14 protein-coding genes are annotated in these 19541 nt (G+C 53.7%); 3 read left to right on the top strand and 11 right to left on the bottom strand.

Going from position 1 to position 19541, the window contains the following annotated elements; genetic code table 11:
- The first annotated feature begins 14 nt into the window (after positions 1 to 14).
- Positions 15 to 1214 carry a sodium:proton antiporter gene (locus Q8W22_RS03890; RefSeq protein WP_305413990.1) on the top strand — a complete coding sequence of 400 codons (1200 nt, stop codon included), beginning with the start codon at positions 15 to 17 and terminating at the stop codon, positions 1212 to 1214.
- Positions 1215 to 1254: 40 nt separating this feature from the next.
- On the opposite strand, the gene Q8W22_RS03885 is transcribed toward Q8W22_RS03890, so the two are convergent.
- The 6 genes from Q8W22_RS03885 to carA form a co-directional block, all read right to left on the bottom strand.
- Positions 1255 to 2508: a glycosyltransferase gene (locus tag Q8W22_RS03885; protein ID WP_305451659.1), complete on the bottom strand. Its 1254-nt coding sequence runs from the start codon at positions 2506 to 2508 to the stop codon at positions 1255 to 1257.
- A gap of 119 nt (positions 2509 to 2627) precedes the next feature.
- Complete coding sequence (locus tag Q8W22_RS03880; RefSeq protein ID WP_305451658.1) at positions 2628 to 4283, bottom strand: glycerol-3-phosphate dehydrogenase/oxidase; 1656 nt, start codon at positions 4281 to 4283, stop codon at positions 2628 to 2630.
- A gap of 28 nt (positions 4284 to 4311) precedes the next feature.
- Entirely contained in the window at positions 4312 to 5802 is a 1491-nt protein-coding gene (gene glpK, locus Q8W22_RS03875) for a glycerol kinase GlpK (protein WP_305451657.1), read from the bottom strand.
- 275 nt (positions 5803 to 6077) lie between these two features.
- The gene (gene greA / locus Q8W22_RS03870; protein WP_303431858.1) at positions 6078 to 6554 is read right to left on the bottom strand and encodes a transcription elongation factor GreA; all 477 of its coding nucleotides are present in this window, start codon (positions 6552 to 6554) and stop codon (positions 6078 to 6080) included.
- 25 nt (positions 6555 to 6579) lie between these two features.
- Entirely contained in the window at positions 6580 to 9801 is a 3222-nt protein-coding gene (gene carB / locus Q8W22_RS03865) for a carbamoyl-phosphate synthase large subunit (protein ID WP_305451656.1), read from the bottom strand.
- A 19-nt stretch (positions 9802 to 9820) separates the two neighbouring features.
- Positions 9821 to 10975, bottom strand: coding sequence for a glutamine-hydrolyzing carbamoyl-phosphate synthase small subunit (carA, locus tag Q8W22_RS03860; RefSeq protein WP_305451655.1), 1155 nt, complete (start codon positions 10973 to 10975; stop codon positions 9821 to 9823).
- A gap of 485 nt (positions 10976 to 11460) precedes the next feature.
- Here carA and Q8W22_RS03855 point away from each other — a divergent pair, with 485 nt between their 5' ends.
- Positions 11461 to 12117, top strand: coding sequence for a TetR/AcrR family transcriptional regulator (locus Q8W22_RS03855; RefSeq protein WP_303431855.1), 657 nt, complete (start codon positions 11461 to 11463; stop codon positions 12115 to 12117).
- Positions 12118 to 12177: 60 nt separating this feature from the next.
- Here Q8W22_RS03855 and dapB read toward each other — a convergent pair whose 3' ends face one another.
- The 4 genes from dapB to grpE all read right to left on the bottom strand — a co-directional run bounded on the left by dapB (position 12178) and on the right by grpE (position 16950).
- Positions 12178 to 12981 (bottom strand): 4-hydroxy-tetrahydrodipicolinate reductase, encoded by an 804-nt coding sequence (gene dapB, locus Q8W22_RS03850; protein ID WP_305451654.1) that lies wholly within the window; start codon positions 12979 to 12981, stop codon positions 12178 to 12180.
- Between the two features lie 94 nt (positions 12982 to 13075).
- On the bottom strand, positions 13076 to 14200 hold the full coding sequence (dnaJ, locus tag Q8W22_RS03845; RefSeq protein WP_303431853.1) for a molecular chaperone DnaJ: 1125 nt from the start codon (positions 14198 to 14200) through the stop codon (positions 13076 to 13078).
- A gap of 104 nt (positions 14201 to 14304) precedes the next feature.
- On the bottom strand, positions 14305 to 16215 hold the full coding sequence (gene dnaK / locus Q8W22_RS03840; RefSeq protein ID WP_303431852.1) for a molecular chaperone DnaK: 1911 nt from the start codon (positions 16213 to 16215) through the stop codon (positions 14305 to 14307).
- 153 nt (positions 16216 to 16368) lie between these two features.
- Positions 16369 to 16950 carry a nucleotide exchange factor GrpE gene (grpE, locus tag Q8W22_RS03835; RefSeq protein ID WP_305451653.1) on the bottom strand — a complete coding sequence of 194 codons (582 nt, stop codon included), beginning with the start codon at positions 16948 to 16950 and terminating at the stop codon, positions 16369 to 16371.
- Positions 16951 to 17110: 160 nt separating this feature from the next.
- Between grpE and recN the strand changes: the two genes are divergently transcribed.
- Positions 17111 to 18790, top strand: coding sequence for a DNA repair protein RecN (gene recN / locus Q8W22_RS03830; RefSeq protein ID WP_305451652.1), 1680 nt, complete (start codon positions 17111 to 17113; stop codon positions 18788 to 18790).
- Positions 18791 to 19102: 312 nt separating this feature from the next.
- Here recN and fur read toward each other — a convergent pair whose 3' ends face one another.
- Complete coding sequence (fur, locus tag Q8W22_RS03825) at positions 19103 to 19510, bottom strand: ferric iron uptake transcriptional regulator (protein ID WP_303431849.1); 408 nt, start codon at positions 19508 to 19510, stop codon at positions 19103 to 19105.
- Positions 19511 to 19541: the final 31 nt, after the last annotated feature.

Here is a 19541-nt window from a genome sequence, read left to right as displayed (position 1 = left end):
TAGCCAGCAGAACCATGAGTAACCATTCACTGCTACTGACTCTGGCAGCTACCCTGCTGTTCTACAGTGCCTTTTCAAAACGCATCGACCAATCCGGTATCAGCGCTCCAATGCTGGTCACCCTGATGGGGATTATCGTCGGGCCACAACTGCTCAACTGGGTGCCCGCCGATATCCAGGCCAACGAACTGACCATGCTGGCGGAGTTGACGCTGGCCCTGATTCTGTTTACTGATGCCAGCCAGATCAAGCGTGCCCAGCTGGTGCGTTTCGAAATATTGCCGATTCGCCTGCTGGCTGTCGGTTTGCCACTCACCATGCTGGCGGGCTGGCTACTGGCAGTTCCTGTGCTGGAGTTGGCCTGGCTGCCTGCCGCCTGGCTGGCAATTATGTTATCCCCTACCGATGCCGCGCTGGCGCAAGCCATTTTTTCCGACAAACGTATCAGCTTGCCGTTACGCCATACCATCACCGTTGAGAGTGGCCTGAACGACGGCCTGGCATTACCAGTGCTGCTGTTTGTACTGGCGGTAATGAACGCAGGGGATTACGCCTTTCTCGACTCGATGCAGTGGCCGGTATTTGTCACACAGCAGTTTGTGGTCGGCGTATTGGCAGGGATTGTCGTTGGCCGCTGGGGAGGCCGACTGGTGCAATGGGCCGTCGATGCCCATGAAATGATGCCGCTGTTCCAGCGCCTGTCATCCTTGTCTCTGGCATTTCTGGCTTACTCTGGTGCAGAGTCTCTCGGCGGTAATGGGTTTATTGCCGCGTTTATTGCCGGATTGTTTCTGGAGCCGCAACGGATAACCGTCATGAGCCGTTTGCGCGAATTTGGCAAGGCCGAAGGAGAAATGCTGAGCCTGCTGATGTTTTTCCTCTTCGGGCTGATTTTTGTCGCCGAAGCCTGGCCGTTGTTCAGTTGGCCCATGTTGGTATACGCGCTGTTAAGCCTGACTCTGGTGCGGATGATTCCGGTGCTGATTTCGCTGACAGGCAGTGGCTTGTCGTTTGGGCAACGGGTGTTTCTTGCCTGGTTTGGACCCAGGGGCATCGCCAGTATTCTGTATCTGATGCTGGCGATCCAGCAAATGGGGTATGCCAACCGTATTGCCGCTTACGAGACGGTGTTTGGTACCACGGTGCTGACGGTGCTGCTGAGTATTTTTATTCATGGCATTTCCACCCATGTCTGGAAACGCTGGCCGGGCTAGCCAATCCCTGCTCAACCGGTGACTTGCCCACACAATGGCATCACAGCAACCGGTTTTTGGCCTCGATCCACTGCGACATATAACGGGTGCTTTTCAGGGTATGGTGCCGCAGCATGGCGCCGTAAAAGCCACTCAATCGATGCGCTTCCAGATTGGCTTCCAGCGTTTGCAAGCCAGCCAGCCAGCGCGGTGCATGTTCCGCAAAGGCGAAGCGTTCGGGAGCTAATTGTAATGCCGCCGTGGCACAAGCGTCCCACAAGCTGTCGTTCTGATACAGCCTGACCGCCGAGGTCACAAACGCCGTGGCAGACTCCGCCACCAGCACCCCCTGAGTACCTGGTGTTAACCCAGAGCCACCTTCACACTCGTACATGCCTTCAGCACCTACCGGAGTAGTCACTGCAGGGGTACCGGTAATGGCAGCATCCAGTAATTTGCCTTTAAGTCCGGCCCCAAACCGCAACGGTGCCAGCATTACACGGGCGGAACGCACCACTTCCAGTGCATCGTTTGCCCAGCCGGGCACATAAAAACCCAGTTTTTCATTCTGCAAACTGGTGGCTTTTTTGGGAGGATAAGCACCATACACATGCATTTCGGCCTGTGGTAACTGCTGACGAATCCCGGGCCAAATGGCTTCTCTGAGCCAGCGCACGGCATCCCAGTTGGGCTCGTGACGAAAGTTGCCGATACAGACAAAGTGCTGCCGCTGACTCCGTCGGGTAATGGGCTGCTGCCACTGCTCTGGCGACAACATAAACGGCAGGTAAATCAGCTGGGCCGCCGGTATCTGGAACTGCTGTTGCAGCCAGCGATATTCATATTCCGAGATCACCAACGTCTGGTCACAGCGCAAAATAGCCGCCACTTCCCGTATCGCCAGTTCGGAATAAACATGTTTCAGCCCCGGTTCAACGCCTTCTTTCAAAGCCTGGTGCCGGGCATGCCGCAAGCTGTGTACATCTTCCATATCCAGCACCCGCAGCGCGTTCGGGCAGTTTTCCTCGACCCGCCAGCCAAACTGTTCTTCCATCATAAAGCGGTCGAACATCACCAGGTCCGGCTGCAGCCCGGCGATATAGTGATCAAAGGTTGTGCTGTTAAGCTCCAGCCGGATGGCTTCAACGTTATAGTCTGCCAATGCCACGGCATGCTGGCTCCAATCGGCGGGAGATCCAAACACGATTTGGTAGCCCCCCGATTGCAACGCCGCCACCAGCTGCAACATTCGGCTGCCGGCGGCCGATGACGCAGGTTCTGGCCAGACGTAGCCGATAATCAGAGCGGTTTTCATAAAGCATTCCCATAACAAGAAACCATCAACGATCCACCATAAAACGCGGCAGTATAGGCAGCCAATGGCTGGATTGACACAACCAGCGGGCATAACCGATGAACCGGATTACTGGCTATCTAACGGTCGTTGGTTGCCGCTGTTGTCGTCGCCAGATAGTCCTCCAGCTGTCGTTCTCCATCGCTGCCAAACAACAGTTGACTGATCCGTGCCAAGGCCGGTGACTGTGCCAGCGCCGCTTTGCCCAGAGTCAGCTCCAGCATGGTACGGCGACGCAGAAAGTCTTCCAGCCGGGTGACCATTTCCAACCGCGCTGCCAGGCGCACTTCTGCCTCGCGCACGTCGTCACCATCCAGCATGGGCTGCAGCCATTCCGGATGGTCAGCCACATCCACCAGTAACTCAAAGGCATCGGTACCGTAACGTCGCCACCAGCGTTGTGGCAGGGTCTCCCGACCGTGTTCACACCAGTGCTGATCCAATCCCTGTGCGGTTGCCTGATGCCAGAAACCTTCCCGGCGGCGCTCGTCCGGTTCTCCAAACCAACGATCCGACAACGGTTGCAGTGATATGCCTAACGTGCACAGTCGCTCGTGAATTTCTTCGCCGACGTTAATACAGTCGGTCAGCTTGCCACCAAAAATACTGAGGTAGCTGGGATCTGCGCTCTGATTAATCGCATGTTTGCGTGACAGGTTCAGCCAGTCGTTATCCCCACGGTCGTCTTGCTGGCTTTCCGGGGAATCAGGGGCCGGACCAACCACCACCAGCGGCCGGACCCCGCAGCGTTCAGAGATGACATCGGCGATTGTCAGAGGCTGAGGCAGGTTCAAGCGTTGATTGACGTTATCCAGCACAAACTGGCGATCCGAATCAGTGACCACCGCCTCAGGCCGCTTAACCCGGGTATCCGTAGTACCCAGGCAGGTCTTGTTGCCCATGGGAATCATAAAAAACAGTCGGCCATCGCTGGCAAAAAATGCCAGTACCCGGTCTTCTTCCACCAACCGGGGAACAATCAAATGAATGCCTTTGGAATACACATGATGATGATTCATCGATTGCTGACTGTGCTGGTTATAATCATCCACCCACGGTCCTGTTGCATTCAACAGTACACGGGAGCGAACCCGTGTTTTCTCGCCACGGTACTGATCAACAACCCAGGTGTGCCATTCGTCGCCCACTTTTTGCGAGCCTGCAGAAGCCGTATAGTTGGCCACCACAGCCCCTTGTCGAACGGCTGTTCGAATAAAATCAAATGTCAGGCGAGCGTCGTTATCCACCAGCCAGGCGTCGGAATATTCCAACCCACCTTGAGCAATATCGGTGTTGATCAGTGGCTGACGTTGCTGCAAACGCCGTCGGGACAGGTATTCCGGCTTTAATGTGACACCGCGTCCAAACCCCCAGTACAACAAGGCACCCAGATATACCATCCAGGCCGGTTTGCGGAATCCTTTGGGTACTGTTGTCAGAAAGCGGATTTCCCGAATACGGCTGGGAAATCGCTGCATCAGACGATTGCGACTGCGGCACAGTTCGTTCACCAGCGCCACTTCACCACTTTCCAGGTATTTGATCCCGCCCCATACCAGGTTGGAGCTGTTGGCACTGGTGGCACTGCCAACGTCATGGGCATCAATCAGTGCCACCCGCGCACCATGGCTGGCCAAGGCCGCTGCGGATACAGCACCGTTAATGCCACCACCAACGATCAGTACATCAAAGCACTCACCATCCAATTGTTTCAGAGTATCTTGTCGCAGGGTCACACGTTTTTCCTTATTGGCAGCAGGGAGTTTATTCCAGCACCACACGCTGCACGGCTTTTTGCCAGCCAGCCAGCAGGGCCGTTCGCTGTGGCTCGCTCATGGTGGGTGTAAAGGTCGCGGTGCATTGCCACAAACGGGTAAATTCGTGGGTATCACCGTAGAGGCCGACAGCGCGTCCCGCCAGATACGCCGCTCCCAACGCGGTGGTTTCCAGCAGCGCCGGACGCAAGACTTCGGTATCCAGTACGTCGGCAAGAAATTGCAGCAACCAGTTGTTAGCCACCATACCGCCATCCACCCGCAATGACGTTGGCCGAATGCCTTCTTCTGCCATCACCGCAAACAGGTCGGCGGTCTGGTAACACACGGCTTCCAGTGCCGCCCGGGCCAGTTCGGCCTTGCCGGCCCCACGGGTCAGGCCAACAATGGCGGCACGGGCATCACTACGCCAGTAAGGTACACCTAACCCGGTAAATGCGGGCACCAGGTAAACGCCTTTGTTGCTGTCCAGTGCGCTGGCCAATCGTTCGGTATCGGACGCCCGTTCGATAATACCCAGTTCATCTCGCAGCCATTGCACCGTTGCTCCGGCAACAAAAATGGCTCCTTCCAACGCGTAGGTACGCTGGCCATCCAGCTGCAAGGCAACCGTGGTCAGTAATCCATGACTGGAGCTCAGGGGTTGGGTACCGGTATTCAGCAGCACAAAACACCCAGTGCCGTAGGTGCTTTTGACTTGCCCCGTTTCAAAGCAACACTGGCCGACACTGGCGGCCTGCTGATCACCGGCCACACCGGTAATGGCAATGTCTTCAGCACCGGTAAAACACGCCAAGGCGGTGCCAAAATCGCCAGAGCAATCCTGTACCTGTGGCAGCATCGCCGCGGGGATACGAAACAGCTCGAGCAGTTCTTGATCCCACTCACCCCGATGAATATTAAACAGATTGGTACGGCTGGCGTTGGTGGCATCGGTTACGTGCCGCTGGCCACCGGTCAGCTTCCAGATCAGGTAACTGTCGACCGTCCCGAACAGCAGTTCACCGCGTTCGGCCCTTGCCCGGGCACCTTCCACATGATCCAGAATCCAGGCGGCCTTGGTGGCCGAAAAATAGGGGTCAAGGCGTAGGCCAGACCGCACCTGAACGTATTCATCCCCGACCTCTGCCCGCAGCTGATCACACAGCCGGGCGGTACGCCGGTCTTGCCAGACAATGGCCGGATAAACCGCTTCACCACTGTGCCTGTCCCATACCAGGGTGGTTTCGCGCTGGTTGGTCATACCGATTGCGGCGACCTGGCAGCCTTGTTCTCTGGCAGCGGCCAGCGCTTGCTGTACCACCGCACAGGTACTCTGCCAAAGATCATCAGGATTGTGCTCAACCCAGCCATCATCCGGATAATGCTGGGGAAATTCCTGCTGTGCCGTGGCAAGGGTTTGCAACTGCTGGTCAAAGACAATGGCCCGCGTACTGGTGGTGCCCTGATCGATGGCAAGAATACCTAAACGGTTGCCCATGTCATTCTCCCGTAACACCTTATTATATTGATCATCTGACCATACCAGTCGCTGTCACCAGGATACAGCCTGAGTCCGCCGAACCGTGGCATAAAATCGGCTCAAAAATATAACAAGTATTTGATTTATAAAGATAATTCAAGAATCAGCCGCACTTGATACGAAGCGACACAAGAGGACACTCCCGGCACCAACCCACCTCTGGCAATGCAACAGCCAGATACAAAAACGCCTCCCGAAGGAGGCGATTAGGTGGTGCGGCAATCACTGACAGATCAGATATGTTCAACCTGATCAATTTCATATTCCACAGTACCACTTGGAATCTTGACGACAACGGTGTCGCCTTCTTCCTTGCCAATCAACGCACGCGCTATCGGCGATGACACCGAAATACGGTTGGCTTTGATATCGGCTTCGTCATCACCAACAATTTTGTATTTCACTTCTTCATCGGTATCGACGTTAATAATGGTAACGGTCACACCAAACAGCACCTTGCCGGTACGAGGAATGGAGTGAATATCGATCACCTGGCAATTGGATAGCTTGCCTTCAATTTCCTGAATCCGGCCTTCAATAAAACCCTGCTGCTCACGGGCTGCGTGATACTCGGCATTCTCTTTGAGATCGCCGTGTTCACGGGCATCCGCAATCGCCTGGATAACGGTCGGACGATCAACACTTTTCAGGCGTTGCAACTCATCGCGCAATGCCTTTTCCCCTTCTAGGGTCATAGGAAACTTCTGCATTTGCATTGACTCCTGATAACTTGGTTTATTGGCCGATGCTGGCATGCAGATCTTGCAGACGATGAACGTCTTTCAGACCTTCTGAACGCAGCGCTTCCACAATCGCTTCAGCACCTGCCAGTGTGGTGGTGTAATACACCTTGTGTTGCAATGCGCTGCGACGAATATCTGCTGAATCTGCAATAGCCTGGGCACCGTCTGTGGTATTGACGATCAGGTCGATGCCATCGTTCTTGATGGTGTCGACAATGTGCGGCCGGCCCTGGGTCACCTTGTTGATACGACTGGATGGCACTCCGGCCTCTTCCAGTACCCGTCGGGTACCGTCGGTACAGACCAGTTCAAAGCCGCATTCCACCAGCCCACGAGCAACCGCCACCAGACCGGCCTTGTCAGCTTCACGAACCGACAGGAAAGCAGTGCCACCTTCTGGCAAGTCTGCTCCGGCTCCCAGCTGAGCCTTGAAGAAGGCTTCGCCAAAAGTGGTGCCCGCTCCCATGACTTCGCCGGTCGACTTCATTTCTGGCCCAAGAATCGGGTCAACACCCTGGAACTTGTTGAACGGGAATACGGCTTCCTTGACGGAGAAATACGGTGGAATAATTTCCTCCGTAAAGCCCAGTTCCGCCAATGTCCGCCCCATCATGACCTTGGCAGCAACAGCGGCCAGCGATACACCGATACACTTGGAGACAAAAGGCACGGTACGTGATGCGCGAGGGTTCACCTCAATCACGTAGATTTCACCATCCTGCCAGGCCAACTGGGTATTCATCAGACCGACAACTCCCAGTTCCAGCGCCATGGCTTTCACTTGTTCGCGCATCAGGTCTTGCACTTCAGCCGGCAAGCTGTAAGGCGGCAGTGAGCAGGCGGAATCCCCGGAGTGAATCCCGGCCTGTTCAATGTGTTGCATGATGGCACCAATCACGACCTGTTCGCCGTCACAAACGGCGTCAATGTCCACTTCAATGGCGCGATCCAGGAAGTAATCCAGCAGTACAGGGGAATCGTTGGAAACCCGTACTGCTTCGTTCATATAGCGGCGCAGGGATTTTTCGTTACTGACGATTTCCATCGCACGACCACCCAGAACATAGGATGGGCGCACAACCAACGGGTAACCGATTTCGGCGGCACGGGTGACAGCTTCTTCCGGAGAAGTCACGGTGGCGTTAACCGGCTGTTTGAGACCCAGACGCTGGATCATTTGCTGGAAGCGCTCGCGGTCTTCTGCACGGTCAATGGCTTCCGGCGAGGTACCAATCACCGGCACACCACAGGCTTCCAGTTCGTTGGCCAGTTTCAATGGCGTTTGGCCACCGTACTGGACAATGACACCCTTGGGTTTTTCTTTCTCGACGATTTCCAGCACATCTTCCAGGGTTACCGGTTCAAAGTACAAACGGTCAGACGTGTCGTAGTCGGTCGATACGGTTTCCGGGTTACAGTTGACCATGATGGCCTCGTACCCTTCTTCCTTCGCTGCCAGCGCCGCGTGTACGCAGCAGTAGTCAAACTCGATCCCTTGGCCAATCCGGTTAGGCCCGCCACCGAGTACAATAATCTTGTCACGATCGGTCGGATTCGCTTCGCACTCTTCCTCGTAGGTCGAGTACATGTAAGCGGTATCGGTCGAAAATTCAGCCGCACAGGTATCAACCCGCTTGTAAACCGGGCGAATATTCAATTTCTGGCGATGCTTGCGGAAGGCTTTTTCAGAAATACCCAGCAAGGTTGCCAGGCGTTGATCAGAAAAGCCTTTGCGTTTCAGGCGATAGACAGCGCTGGCATCCAACGCCGTCAGGCTGCTGGCAGAAACGGTGGCTTCGTCCTTGATCAGGTCTTCTATCTGTATCAGGAACCAGGGGTCGATTCCGGAATACTGATAAATCTCATCAATGGTCAACCCCATACGGAAGGCATCACCTACGTACCAGATACGTTCGGCACCCGGCGTGACCAGTTCGGAGATCACTTTGTCGCGAGCTCCTTCGTCTGCCAGATTTACCTTGGGATCCAGGCCGGATGCGCCAACTTCGAGACCACGCAGGGCTTTTTGCAAGGATTCCTGCTGGGTACGGCCAATCGCCATCACTTCACCCACGGACTTCATCTGGGTGGTCAGACGGCCATCGGCCTGAGGGAATTTTTCAAAGGTAAAACGGGGGATCTTGGTAACCACATAATCAATCGACGGCTCGAACGATGCCGGGGTTGCACCACCGGTAATATCATTCTGCAATTCGTCCAGGGTGTAGCCAATCGCCAACTTGGCCGCCACCTTGGCAATCGGGAAACCGGTTGCCTTGGACGCCAGTGCCGAAGACCGGGATACCCGTGGGTTCATCTCGATCACGACCATACGACCGGTTTTTGGATCCATACCAAACTGCACATTGGAACCGCCAGTTTCAACGCCGATCTCACGCAGTACCGCCAACGAGGCGTCACGCATGATTTGATATTCTTTGTCCGTCAGGGTTTGTGCCGGTGCCACAGTAATGGAGTCACCAGTGTGAACCCCCATGGCATCAAAGTTCTCGATGGCACACACAATAATGCAGTTGTCGTTTTTGTCGCGCACGACTTCCATCTCGTACTCTTTCCAGCCAATCAGTGATTCATCGATCAACAGTTCGCTGGTTGGCGACAAGTCCAGACCACGGGTACAGATTTCTTCAAATTCTTCCTTGTTATAGGCGATACCGCCACCGGTGCCACCCATGGTAAAGGAAGGACGGATAATACAAGGGAAACCCAGTGATTGTTGTACTTCACGGGCTTCTTCCATGGTGTGGGCAATGCCCGCACGTGGACACGCCAGACCAATCTTTTTCATCGCCTGGTCAAAGCGATCACGGTCTTCTGCCTTGTCAATGGTATCGGCATTGGCACCGATCATTTCCACGCCAAACTGTTCCAGAACGCCGGCTTTTTCCAGGCCGAGGGCACAGTTCAAGGCGGTTTGACCACCCATGGTCGGCAACAACGCATCCGGGCGTTCTTTCTCGATAATTTTGGCCACCGCTTCCACGGTGATCGGTTCGATATAGGTCGCATCCGCCATCGATGGATCGGTCATGATGGTGGCGGGGTTTGAGTTGACCAGAATGACGCGGTAGCCCTCCTCGCGCAGGGCCTTACAGGCCTGGGCGCCGGAGTAGTCGAATTCGCACGCCTGGCCAATCACAATGGGGCCAGCGCCGATGATCAGAATGCTGTTGATATCAGTACGTTTTGGCATTACTCAGTCAGTCCTGTGGTTATCCGTTGGCCTTGGCTTTGGCGGTTTCAATCAGATCAATAAAGTGGTCGAACAGCGGTGCTACGTCACGAGGGCCAGGGCTGGCTTCAGGGTGTCCCTGAAAGCTGAACGCGGGCTTGTCGGTACGGGCAATGCCTTGCAGCGTGCCATCGAACAGTGACTTGTGGGTTGCCTTGAGGTTATCAGGCAACGAACTTTCATCGACCGCAAAGCCGTGGTTCTGACTGGTAATCATGACCTTGCCGGTGGCCAGATCCTGTACCGGGTGATTGGCACCGTGATGGCCATGACTCATTTTCAACGTGGTTGCACCGGAAGCCAGTGCCAGCAGTTGATGCCCCAGACAAATACCGAATACCGGGATGTCGGTTTCCAGGATTTCCCGGATCGCTTCTATGGCGTAGGTACAAGGCTCCGGGTCACCCGGGCCGTTGGACAAAAAGATGCCATCCGGATTCATCGCCAGTACATCGGTGGCTGACGTTTGTGCCGGTACAACGGTCAGTTCACAACCGCGCTCGGCCAACAGGCGCAAGATGTTGTACTTGACGCCAAAATCGTAAGCAACAACCTTGAATCGGGTTTCGCTCTGTTCGCCATAACCTTCTCCCAGAGTCCAGTCGGTCTGGGTCCACTGGAAGGGTTCACTGACTGTGACTTCCTTGGCCAGATCCATCCCTTTCAAACCGGGGAAAGCCTTGGCTTCGGTCAGGGCCTGTTGTTGGCTCTCGTCACTCCAGGCATCTTCCGCTGCAATCAGACAACCGTTCAGAGACCCTTTTTCACGCAGGATACGGGTCAGGCGGCGGGTATCGATATCCGCCAGTCCGACCACGTTGTTGGCGCGCAGGTATTCATCCAGTGCTTGTTCGCTGCGAAAGCTGGAGGCCATTAATGGCAAGTCGCGAATAATCAACCCTTTGGCGGCAATACCAGCGGACTCAACGTCTTCGCTGTTGGTTCCGTAGCTGCCAATATGTGGGTAAGTGAGTGTAACAATTTGATTGGTATAGGACGGGTCAGTCAGGATTTCCTGATAACCGGTCATGGACGTGTTGAAAACAACCTCTCCAACAGACGTTCCCAAAGCACCGATACTGGTGCCCTTAAACAAGCTGCCGTCTTCAAGAGCTAGAATGGCTGGCGTAGACAAAACTGTATCCCCGAGCAAAGAAAAACAGGCGAAGCGAGGTACTAGGCAGGTACCCCATGCGTAAAAAAGCGGAATGCTGATCCGCTCATCGGCATTCCGCTAATTTCAGAAATTTTGTAATGGTCGGTGACTTCTGCAGGAGAAGCTCCGAGCTTTGATTAACCGGGAATTATACGCAAAAGACGCTTTTATGTCCATGGCGCTGAAGGTGTTCCGGGCGGTGTTCAGGTTATCTGCCCGGAATTCTGATAAAGCCCTTTTACATAACCGGAAAACACACCAGCCAGAACTCGCTTACACATTGTTACATACAATTTGAAACGGTATTTTGCTTCCAGAAACAGGCGATTTATTTACATAGTGACTATGGGTAGCCAGTTGCTGGACAGTTTGTCAGTTTTTTGCCGCGTATTCACCCGTACGGTACAGGCATTCCTGTTTGGCTTCAGGCGCGTAATGATAGAACACAAGAATGAGGGATTTTCATGCCTGTTGCTGTTGATGGTCGCCGACGGCTTGCTCCGGAGGAGCGCAAACGGTTACTACTCACACACGCTGTTGAGGTTTTTTCCCGGCGCGGTATCGGTCGTGGAGGCCATACAGATATCGCCGAATTGGGAGGGGTATCGGTAGCCACTGTTTTTAATTATTTCAAAACCCGTGACTCCCTGGTTATCAGTGTCCTGGATGAAATCGCCCGCTTTATGCTGGCGATGGCAGAAGAGGCTTTTACTGCAGAAGCAACACCTCTGGCGCGCATTCGTGACTACTTCCAGCGCTTTTTACAAGCGTGTGAAGAACAGCCGGATTACATCAAGGTCTGGCTGGAATGGAGTGCATCACCAAGAGAAGTCGTCTGGCCTCGCTATTTGACACTGCAGTCAGAATTGCTGCAGCAGTTATCCACCCAGATAGAAGCTGCCATCAGACAGGGTGAGCTGGAGCAAGGGTTAGCCGCAACAGAACGGGCCCGTTGGTTATGGGGTAACAGCCAGATGCTGACAGGGATGATGTTTGACCCACAAGGAAAACCCGACGATATCCATCGCATCGTCGATCAGGCGCTGGATCATTTACTGCGAGTAAAACACCAGCGAACCGAAAAGACTGCCCGACCTGCCACGGCCGCCATGACGGCCTGAAAACCAGAGCCAGCCGAGTATCACAGGCAACCAACAACATCCGGTTGCCTGCTCTCACAGTCAGAAACCCAGTACATCCTGCATATCGTACAAACCAGCCCCCTGAGTGGGAATCCACAGAGCTGAACGCACCGCACCTCGAGCAAAGGTCATGCGGCTCTGGGCTTTGTGAGTAACTTCAACCCGTTCACCTTCGGTAGCAAACATGACCGTATGATCCCCTACCACATCACCCCCACGAATGGTTTCAAAACCAATTTGCTTGTGCGGACGAGCACCGGTTTGGCCTTCCCGGCCGTAGCAGGCTACTTCTTTCAAATCCCAGCCCATGGTTTCTGCCACCACTTCTCCCATACGCAGAGCGGTACCGGATGGCGCATCGACCTTATGACGGTGGTGCATTTCAACCACTTCAATATCGCTCTCTTCGCCCATCACCTTGGCTGCCATACGCAGCAAATTCAGGCACAGGTTAACCCCTACCGAATAATTCGGGGCAAATACCACACCGGTGTGTTTTGCCGTGTCGGCCAGGATGGCTTTTTCAGCGTCACTGAAACCGGTTGTACCAATCACAATGCATTTGCCGTGGTGCTGGCAAAAAGCCAGGTTGGCCAGTGTCGCGACCGGAGTCGTAAAATCGATCAGCACATCAAACTGGTCAGCCACTTCGTCCAGGCTGGCGACGGCTAGAATACCCAGATCTTTCCCCAAACCGGCAATGGCGCCGGCATCAATGCCTAACATTGGGTCGTCGTGGCGTACAATTACGGCACCAATATCTGCGCCTTCCGCGGCATCAACAGCCTGAATCAGCACTCGTCCCATACGTCCGGCCGCACCGGTAATGGCAATTCGTGTCATGGTTGAATTCCTGATAAGAAAAAGCCCGAGGTGGCACAAGGTGCAACCGCGGGCTGTATTTGAATGTCAGCTTTTAATGGCCTCTAACGCCATTTCAAACGTCTTCGAAGAACCGTTTCACACCTTCAAACCAGCTCTTTTTTTGCGGCGCGTGTTTTTCGCCTGTCAGTGATTCCTGGAACTTCATCAGCAAGGCTTTTTGTTCATCGTTCAGGCTGACAGGCGTTTCAACCTGCACTCGACAGAGCAAATCACCGGCACCACCACCACGTACTGGCGCAACACCCTTGCCTTTCAGGCGGAACAATTTACCGCTTTGGGTTTCAGCTGGAATCTTCAGGCGTACCCGTCCATCCAGTGTCGGCACTTCCATTTCACCACCCAATGCCGCATCCACAATACTGATCGGCACGTCGCAATAAAGATTGCGGCCGTCGCGATGAAACAGTGCATGTTCGCGCACACTGACCTGAACATACAGGTCACCAGCGGGTCCACCCATGGCGCCAGCTTCGCCTTCGCCCGACAGGCGAATACGGTCACCGGTATCCACACCTGGCGGAATCTTAACCGACAGGGTTTTGGTTTCTTCTTTTACACCACGGCCATGACAGCTGGTACACGGATCTTCAATGATTGTGCCCTGGCCATGACAGGTCGGACAGGTTTGCTGCACCGAAAAGAAACCTTGCTGCATCCGCACCTGGCCAACCCCATTACAGGTAGGACAGTGTTTCGGAGTGGTACCTGGTTTGGCACCACTGCCGTGACAAACTTCACAGCTGACCAGTGTTGGAATCCGCACTTTCTTTTCGACACCGCGAACGGCTTCTTCCAGCGATAATTCCATGGTGTAGCGCAGGTCAGAACCACGCTGCGGACCACCACGGCCACCGCCGCCAGCACCACCAAAAATATCGCCAAACACATCGCCGAAGATATCGCCAAAGCCTGCAGCACCAGCACCGCCGTATCCGCCACCACCCGCATTGGGATCAACCCCGGCATGACCGTACTGGTCATACGCTGCGCGTTTCTGGCTATCATTCAGGATTTCGTAGGCTTCCGTTGCCTCTTTGAATTTGGCTTCGGCATCCTTGTCATCCGGGTTACGGTCCGGGTGGTATTTCATGGCCAATTTACGGTAGGCCTTCTTAAGATCCTTGGCATCAATATCTTTTGATACACCAAGAATCTCGTAATAATCTCGTTTGGACATCGTCTTTCTTGCCTCAGATGGGAGCTATTGATCCAGCCATGTGAGACGCAAGACGGGAGTCAGCCCACCAGAGGTTGGCTGACTCCCGTCTCCCATCTGTCGTCTTACTTGTCTTTGACTTCTTCAAATTCAGCATCAACGACATCGTCATCCGCTGAAGAAGAGCCTGCATCAGCAGCACCGGCTTTTTCAGCTTCGGCCTTCTCGGCATACAGCTTTTGCGCCAGCGTACCAGAAGCTTCTGTCAGAGTGGTGGTTTTAGCTTCAATGTCAGCCTTGTCATCACCTTTCAGTGCTGCTTCAAGTTCAGTAATCGCTGTTTCAATGGCTGTTTTTTCTTCTTCCGTTGCCTTGTCACCGGCTTCTTCCAGCGTTTTCTTGGTCGCGTGGATCATGCCATCGGCGGTATTACGAGCCTGAATCAGTTCTTCAAAATGTTTGTCCGCTTCCGCATTGGCTTCAGCGTCCTGAACCATTTGTTCAATCTCTTCATCGCTCAGGCCAGAAGAGGCCTTGATCACAATCGACTGCTCTTTGCCGGTCGCCTTATCTTTGGCGCTAACGTTCAGAATACCGTTTGCGTCGATGTCGAAGGTGACTTCGATTTGTGGCGTGCCACGTGGCGCAGGCGGAATATCAGCCAGGTCAAAACGACCCAGTGACTTGTTCTGGGCAGCCTGTTTACGCTCACCCTGTACTACATGGATCGTTACGGCAGTCTGGTTATCATCTGCAGTAGAGAACACTTGTGATTTCTTGGTAGGAATCGTGGTGTTCTTGTCGATAACCGGTGTTGCCACACCACCCATGGTTTCGATACCCAGAGTCAGAGGGGTAACATCCAGCAACAGTACGTCTTTCACATCACCAGACAGAACCGCACCCTGAATCGCAGCACCAACGGCTACCGCTTCGTCCGGGTTAACGTCTTTACGTGGCTCTTTACCAAAGAAATCGGCAACGCTCTTCTGTACCAACGGCATACGGGTCTGACCACCGACCAGAATCACTTCGTCAATTTCACTGGCACTCAGACCAGAGTCTTTCAGTGCCATGCGGCAAGGATCCAGTGAATTCTTGACCAGCTCTTCCACCAGGCTTTCCAACTTGGCACGCGTCACTTTGACGTTCAAGTGCTTGGGACCAGTGGCATCCGCCGTAATATAAGGCAAGTTCACATCGGTTTGCTGACTGCTGGACAATTCAACCTTGGCTTTTTCAGCGCCTTCTTTCAGACGTTGCAGAGCCAATGGATCGTTGTTCAGGTCGATGCCGCTGTCTTTCTTGAATTCATCCGCCAGATATTCAATCAGGCGCATATCGAAATCTTCACCACCCAAGAAGGTGTCACCATTGGTGGCCAGCACTTCAAATTGTTTCTCGCCATCCACATCAGCGACTTCGATAATGGAGATATCGAAGGTACCACCACCCAAGTCATAGACAGCAACAGTCCGGTCGCCACCTTCCTTGTCGATGCCGTAAGCCAGCGCCGCTGCGGTTGGTTCGTTGATAATACGCTTGACTTCCAGACCGGCAATTTTACCGGCGTCTTTGGTTGCCTGACGCTGGGAGTCGTTAAAGTAAGCAGGAACGGTAATCACTGCTTCGGTAACGCTTTCGCCGAGATAGTCTTCAGCGGTTTTTTTCATTTTTTTCAGGATTTCAGCAGACACCTGTGGGGGAGCAAACTGCTCGCCACGTACTTCAACCCAGGCATCACCATTGCTGGCTTCCATGATTTTGTACGGTACCATTTTGATGTCTTTCTGAACCACATCATCCTTGAATCGACGACCGATCAGACGTTTGACCGCAAACAAGGTATTTTGTGGGTTTGTAACGGCCTGGCGCTTGGCAGATTGACCAACCAGTACTTCTTCGTCAGCGTAAGCGACGACAGACGGTGTAGTACGATCACCCTCTGCATTTTCAATAACTCTGGTCTTATCGCCATCCAGGATCGCCACACAGGAGTTGGTGGTTCCCAGGTCAATACCAATAATCTTACCCATGATAAATCTCTCCAAAACTCGAGCAGTGATCACTGCTTGCTTGTCTTTAACCGATTGCAACGAGGAACGTTGCGATGTATTTGCCTATGACTTGTATATGTGTCCGAAGCTGGCGCTTTCAAGGCATGCCATTAAATTTTTGCAACCTGCCATTCAGCTTGCAGAGCTGCCTTTACTCACAACAACCATTGCAGGACGTAACAAGCGACCGTTCATCAGGTAGCCTTTTTGCATCACAGCAACCACCGAATTGGGTTCGGCATCCGCGCTTTCGACCATGGTCATGGCCTGGTGGTGTTCAGGGTCAAACGGATGACCAACCGGATCGACCACATCGACATTAAACTTGGCCAGGGCCGACAGGAATCCGTTCAGCGTCATCTCGATGCCGTCACGAATGGCTTTGGTCGCCTCTTCTTCCGGTGCGGCCGCCAGGCCACGCTCCAGGTTATCCACGACGGTAACCATTTCGTTGGCAAATTTTTCCAGACCGAACTTGTGGGCTTTTTCCACGTCCAGTTCAGCACGACGACGTACATTTTGCATTTCGGCCTGAACGCGAAGAACCTGCTCTTTCAGATCAGCAATTTCTTGCTGGGCTGCTGCCAGCTGTGCTTCAACATCTGGCTGATCGGTGACTGCCGCTTCTTCAGCCTCTCCGGTCTCAATACTGGCATCAGCTTGCTGATTTTCGTTTTGCAGGGCTTCGTCCTGATTTTTTTTCTCGTCTGACATGAAGTACTCCTCTCGTCGAAAAATGGCGCTCGCAGCTATATGGGGTTCCGCTCGTCGGATTCAAGGGTATAACCGTAAGAGAATTCAACTTGTCACTTGACAGTAACAAGTACTGTATATAAAAACACTGGTTATACATTCAGATAAAGGCGTTATTTTCATGCTCACCCATCTGTCTATTCATCAATTTGCCCTGGTTGAACATCTCGAACTGGAGTTTCAGCGCGGCATGGCCGTCATCACTGGAGAAACCGGTGCTGGCAAATCCATTCTGCTGGATGCTCTTGGTCTGGCGCTGGGTCAACGTGCCGATGCCGCCATGGTGCGACAAGGTGCTGAACGTGCGGAAATCTGCGCCAGTTTTTGCCCAACACCCAAGGCTCGTCAGTGGCTGGCTGGCCGCGATATTCCTGATGAAGAAGACCTTGTCTTGCTGCGGCGGGTTGTTTCGGCCGAGGGCCGCTCCCGCGGCTATATTAATGGCCGCCCCGCGTCTGCCAACGATTTGCGTGAGTTATCACAACATCTGATCGAGGTTCATTCCCAGCACGCCCACCAACGGCTGATGGAAAAAGACGCCCCTCGTGACATCGTCGATGCCTTTGGCAACCTGAAACCATTGGCCACCAGAGTCGCCAACTGTTTTCAGCAATGGCAACGTATGAAAAAACGCCTGCACAAGCTGCAGGAAGTCAGTAGTGAAGTCCAGGCTCAGCGTCAATTACTCAGCTATCAGGTAGAAGAATTACGAGAATTGTCTCTCGGCGTGACGGAGTTGGCGGATCTGGAGCTGGAGCATAAGCGCCTGGCCAATGCAGAATCCATGTTACTGGGCGGACAACAGGCACTGGCCGCCAGCACAGGTGACGACGGTGACAGCCAGGGAGCAGCCCAGATGGCCTGGGTTGCCTATCAGCAACTCTTGCGTATTGATGACCAGCACACCAGCCTGACAGAAGCACGTGACTTGATGCAGCAAGCCCAGATACTGCTCGAGGAAGCAGGTCACTCGTTACGTCACTATCTGGAGCAGGTAGACATTAACCCCCACCGGCTACAGCAGGTAGAGCAACGTCTCAGTGATATTTTCAGCATGGCACGCAAGCATCAGATCCAACCGACCGAGCTGTACGATCACTGGCAGCAGCAAGAAGCCGCACTTGCCGAACTAAGCATGTCAGACGAAGACCTCGCAGAGCTGCAAGAGCAAGTGATCGCACTGGAACAGCGCTACTTGACCGAAGCGCAGACATTGAGCCAGGCACGCATCCAGGCCGCCGCCAGGTTGGATGCCAACGTATGCGATCAATTTGATGCCATGGCACTGGGGCGCACCCGGTTTGAAACCCATATCAACCCGCTGTCACTGAGTGAAGCAGGCAAGCACGGCATCGACCAGATCCGTTTTATGGTTCAAACCAACCCGGGGATGCCTGCCGGACCGCTGGCCAAAGTCGCCTCCGGAGGTGAGCTGTCACGAATCAGCCTGGCGATTCAGGTCGTCACCGCAGCCACCAGCGATATTGCCTGCCTGATTTTTGATGAAGTAGACGTTGGTATTGGCGGTGGCACCGCTGAGCGGGTGGGCCGCCTGATGCGTGCTCTTGGTGAACGCGGCCAGGTCATGTGCGTCACCCACCAGCCCCAGGTGGCTGCGCAAGCACATCAGCACTTTATGGTCAGTAAGATTTCTGGCGATGAATACACTCACACGCGTATTACAGAACTCGGCGACACCCAACGGACTCAGGAAATTGCTCGTATGCTGGGAGGTGTTGATATCACACACAGCACCATGACTCATGCCAAAGAGATGCTGGCACTGGTCAAACAGGCGTAGCGCTGGCTGACAAAGCAATAGAATGATACGGCCCAGCATGAATATTCATTAACCAGGCAAGATTACAGCACCGCCAACCGTCAAATAACCAGAGCGGCAAACCACACAGAAGCGCTATCAGAGAAAGGAAAACAGGCAGCAACGACGAATGTCGTCACCGATGTTACAGAGGCTTCGGCACAAAGGCACAAATCTGCCAACGGCCGACGTTGGTAAAAAGCGGCCAAGGCCGCCATATCTGGGGAGACACATCACAGCCCCCTCATCTCCCCTATAAAACCAATGTCATCATCTGACATTGGCCAATACGGATTACTTCTTCTTGCGGATATAAAGCACCAGGCTGTGATCAACCAGATCGTAACCGTGCTGTGCTGCAATTTCATGCTGCAACCGCTCGATTTCTTCATTGGTAAATTCAACCACTGTGCCAGAATCAACATCTACCATATGGTCGTGGTGACCTCCTTTATCCAGCTCAAACACAGAATGACCACCATCAAAATTATGGCGAGTCACCAGTCCAGCGCCCTCAAACTGGGTCAGCACCCGATAAACAGTTGCCAGCCCAACATCTTCACCTGCCTCAATCAATGATTTATAGACATCTTCAGCACTCAGATGCGCTTCCGGATTACATTCCAGAATGCTCAAGATTTTGATTCTTGGCAGAGTGACTTTCAGACCTGCTTTACGCAACTCCAGATTTTGATCGGACATTGCAACCCTCGAATATTTCACAGCGACTTGG

The organism is Oceanobacter sp. 1_MG-2023 (genome assembly GCF_030689025.1).
In the GTDB taxonomy this organism is placed as follows: Bacteria; Pseudomonadota; Gammaproteobacteria; order Pseudomonadales; family Oceanobacteraceae; genus Oceanobacter.
This window is presented reverse-complemented; position numbering and strand designations above follow the sequence as displayed.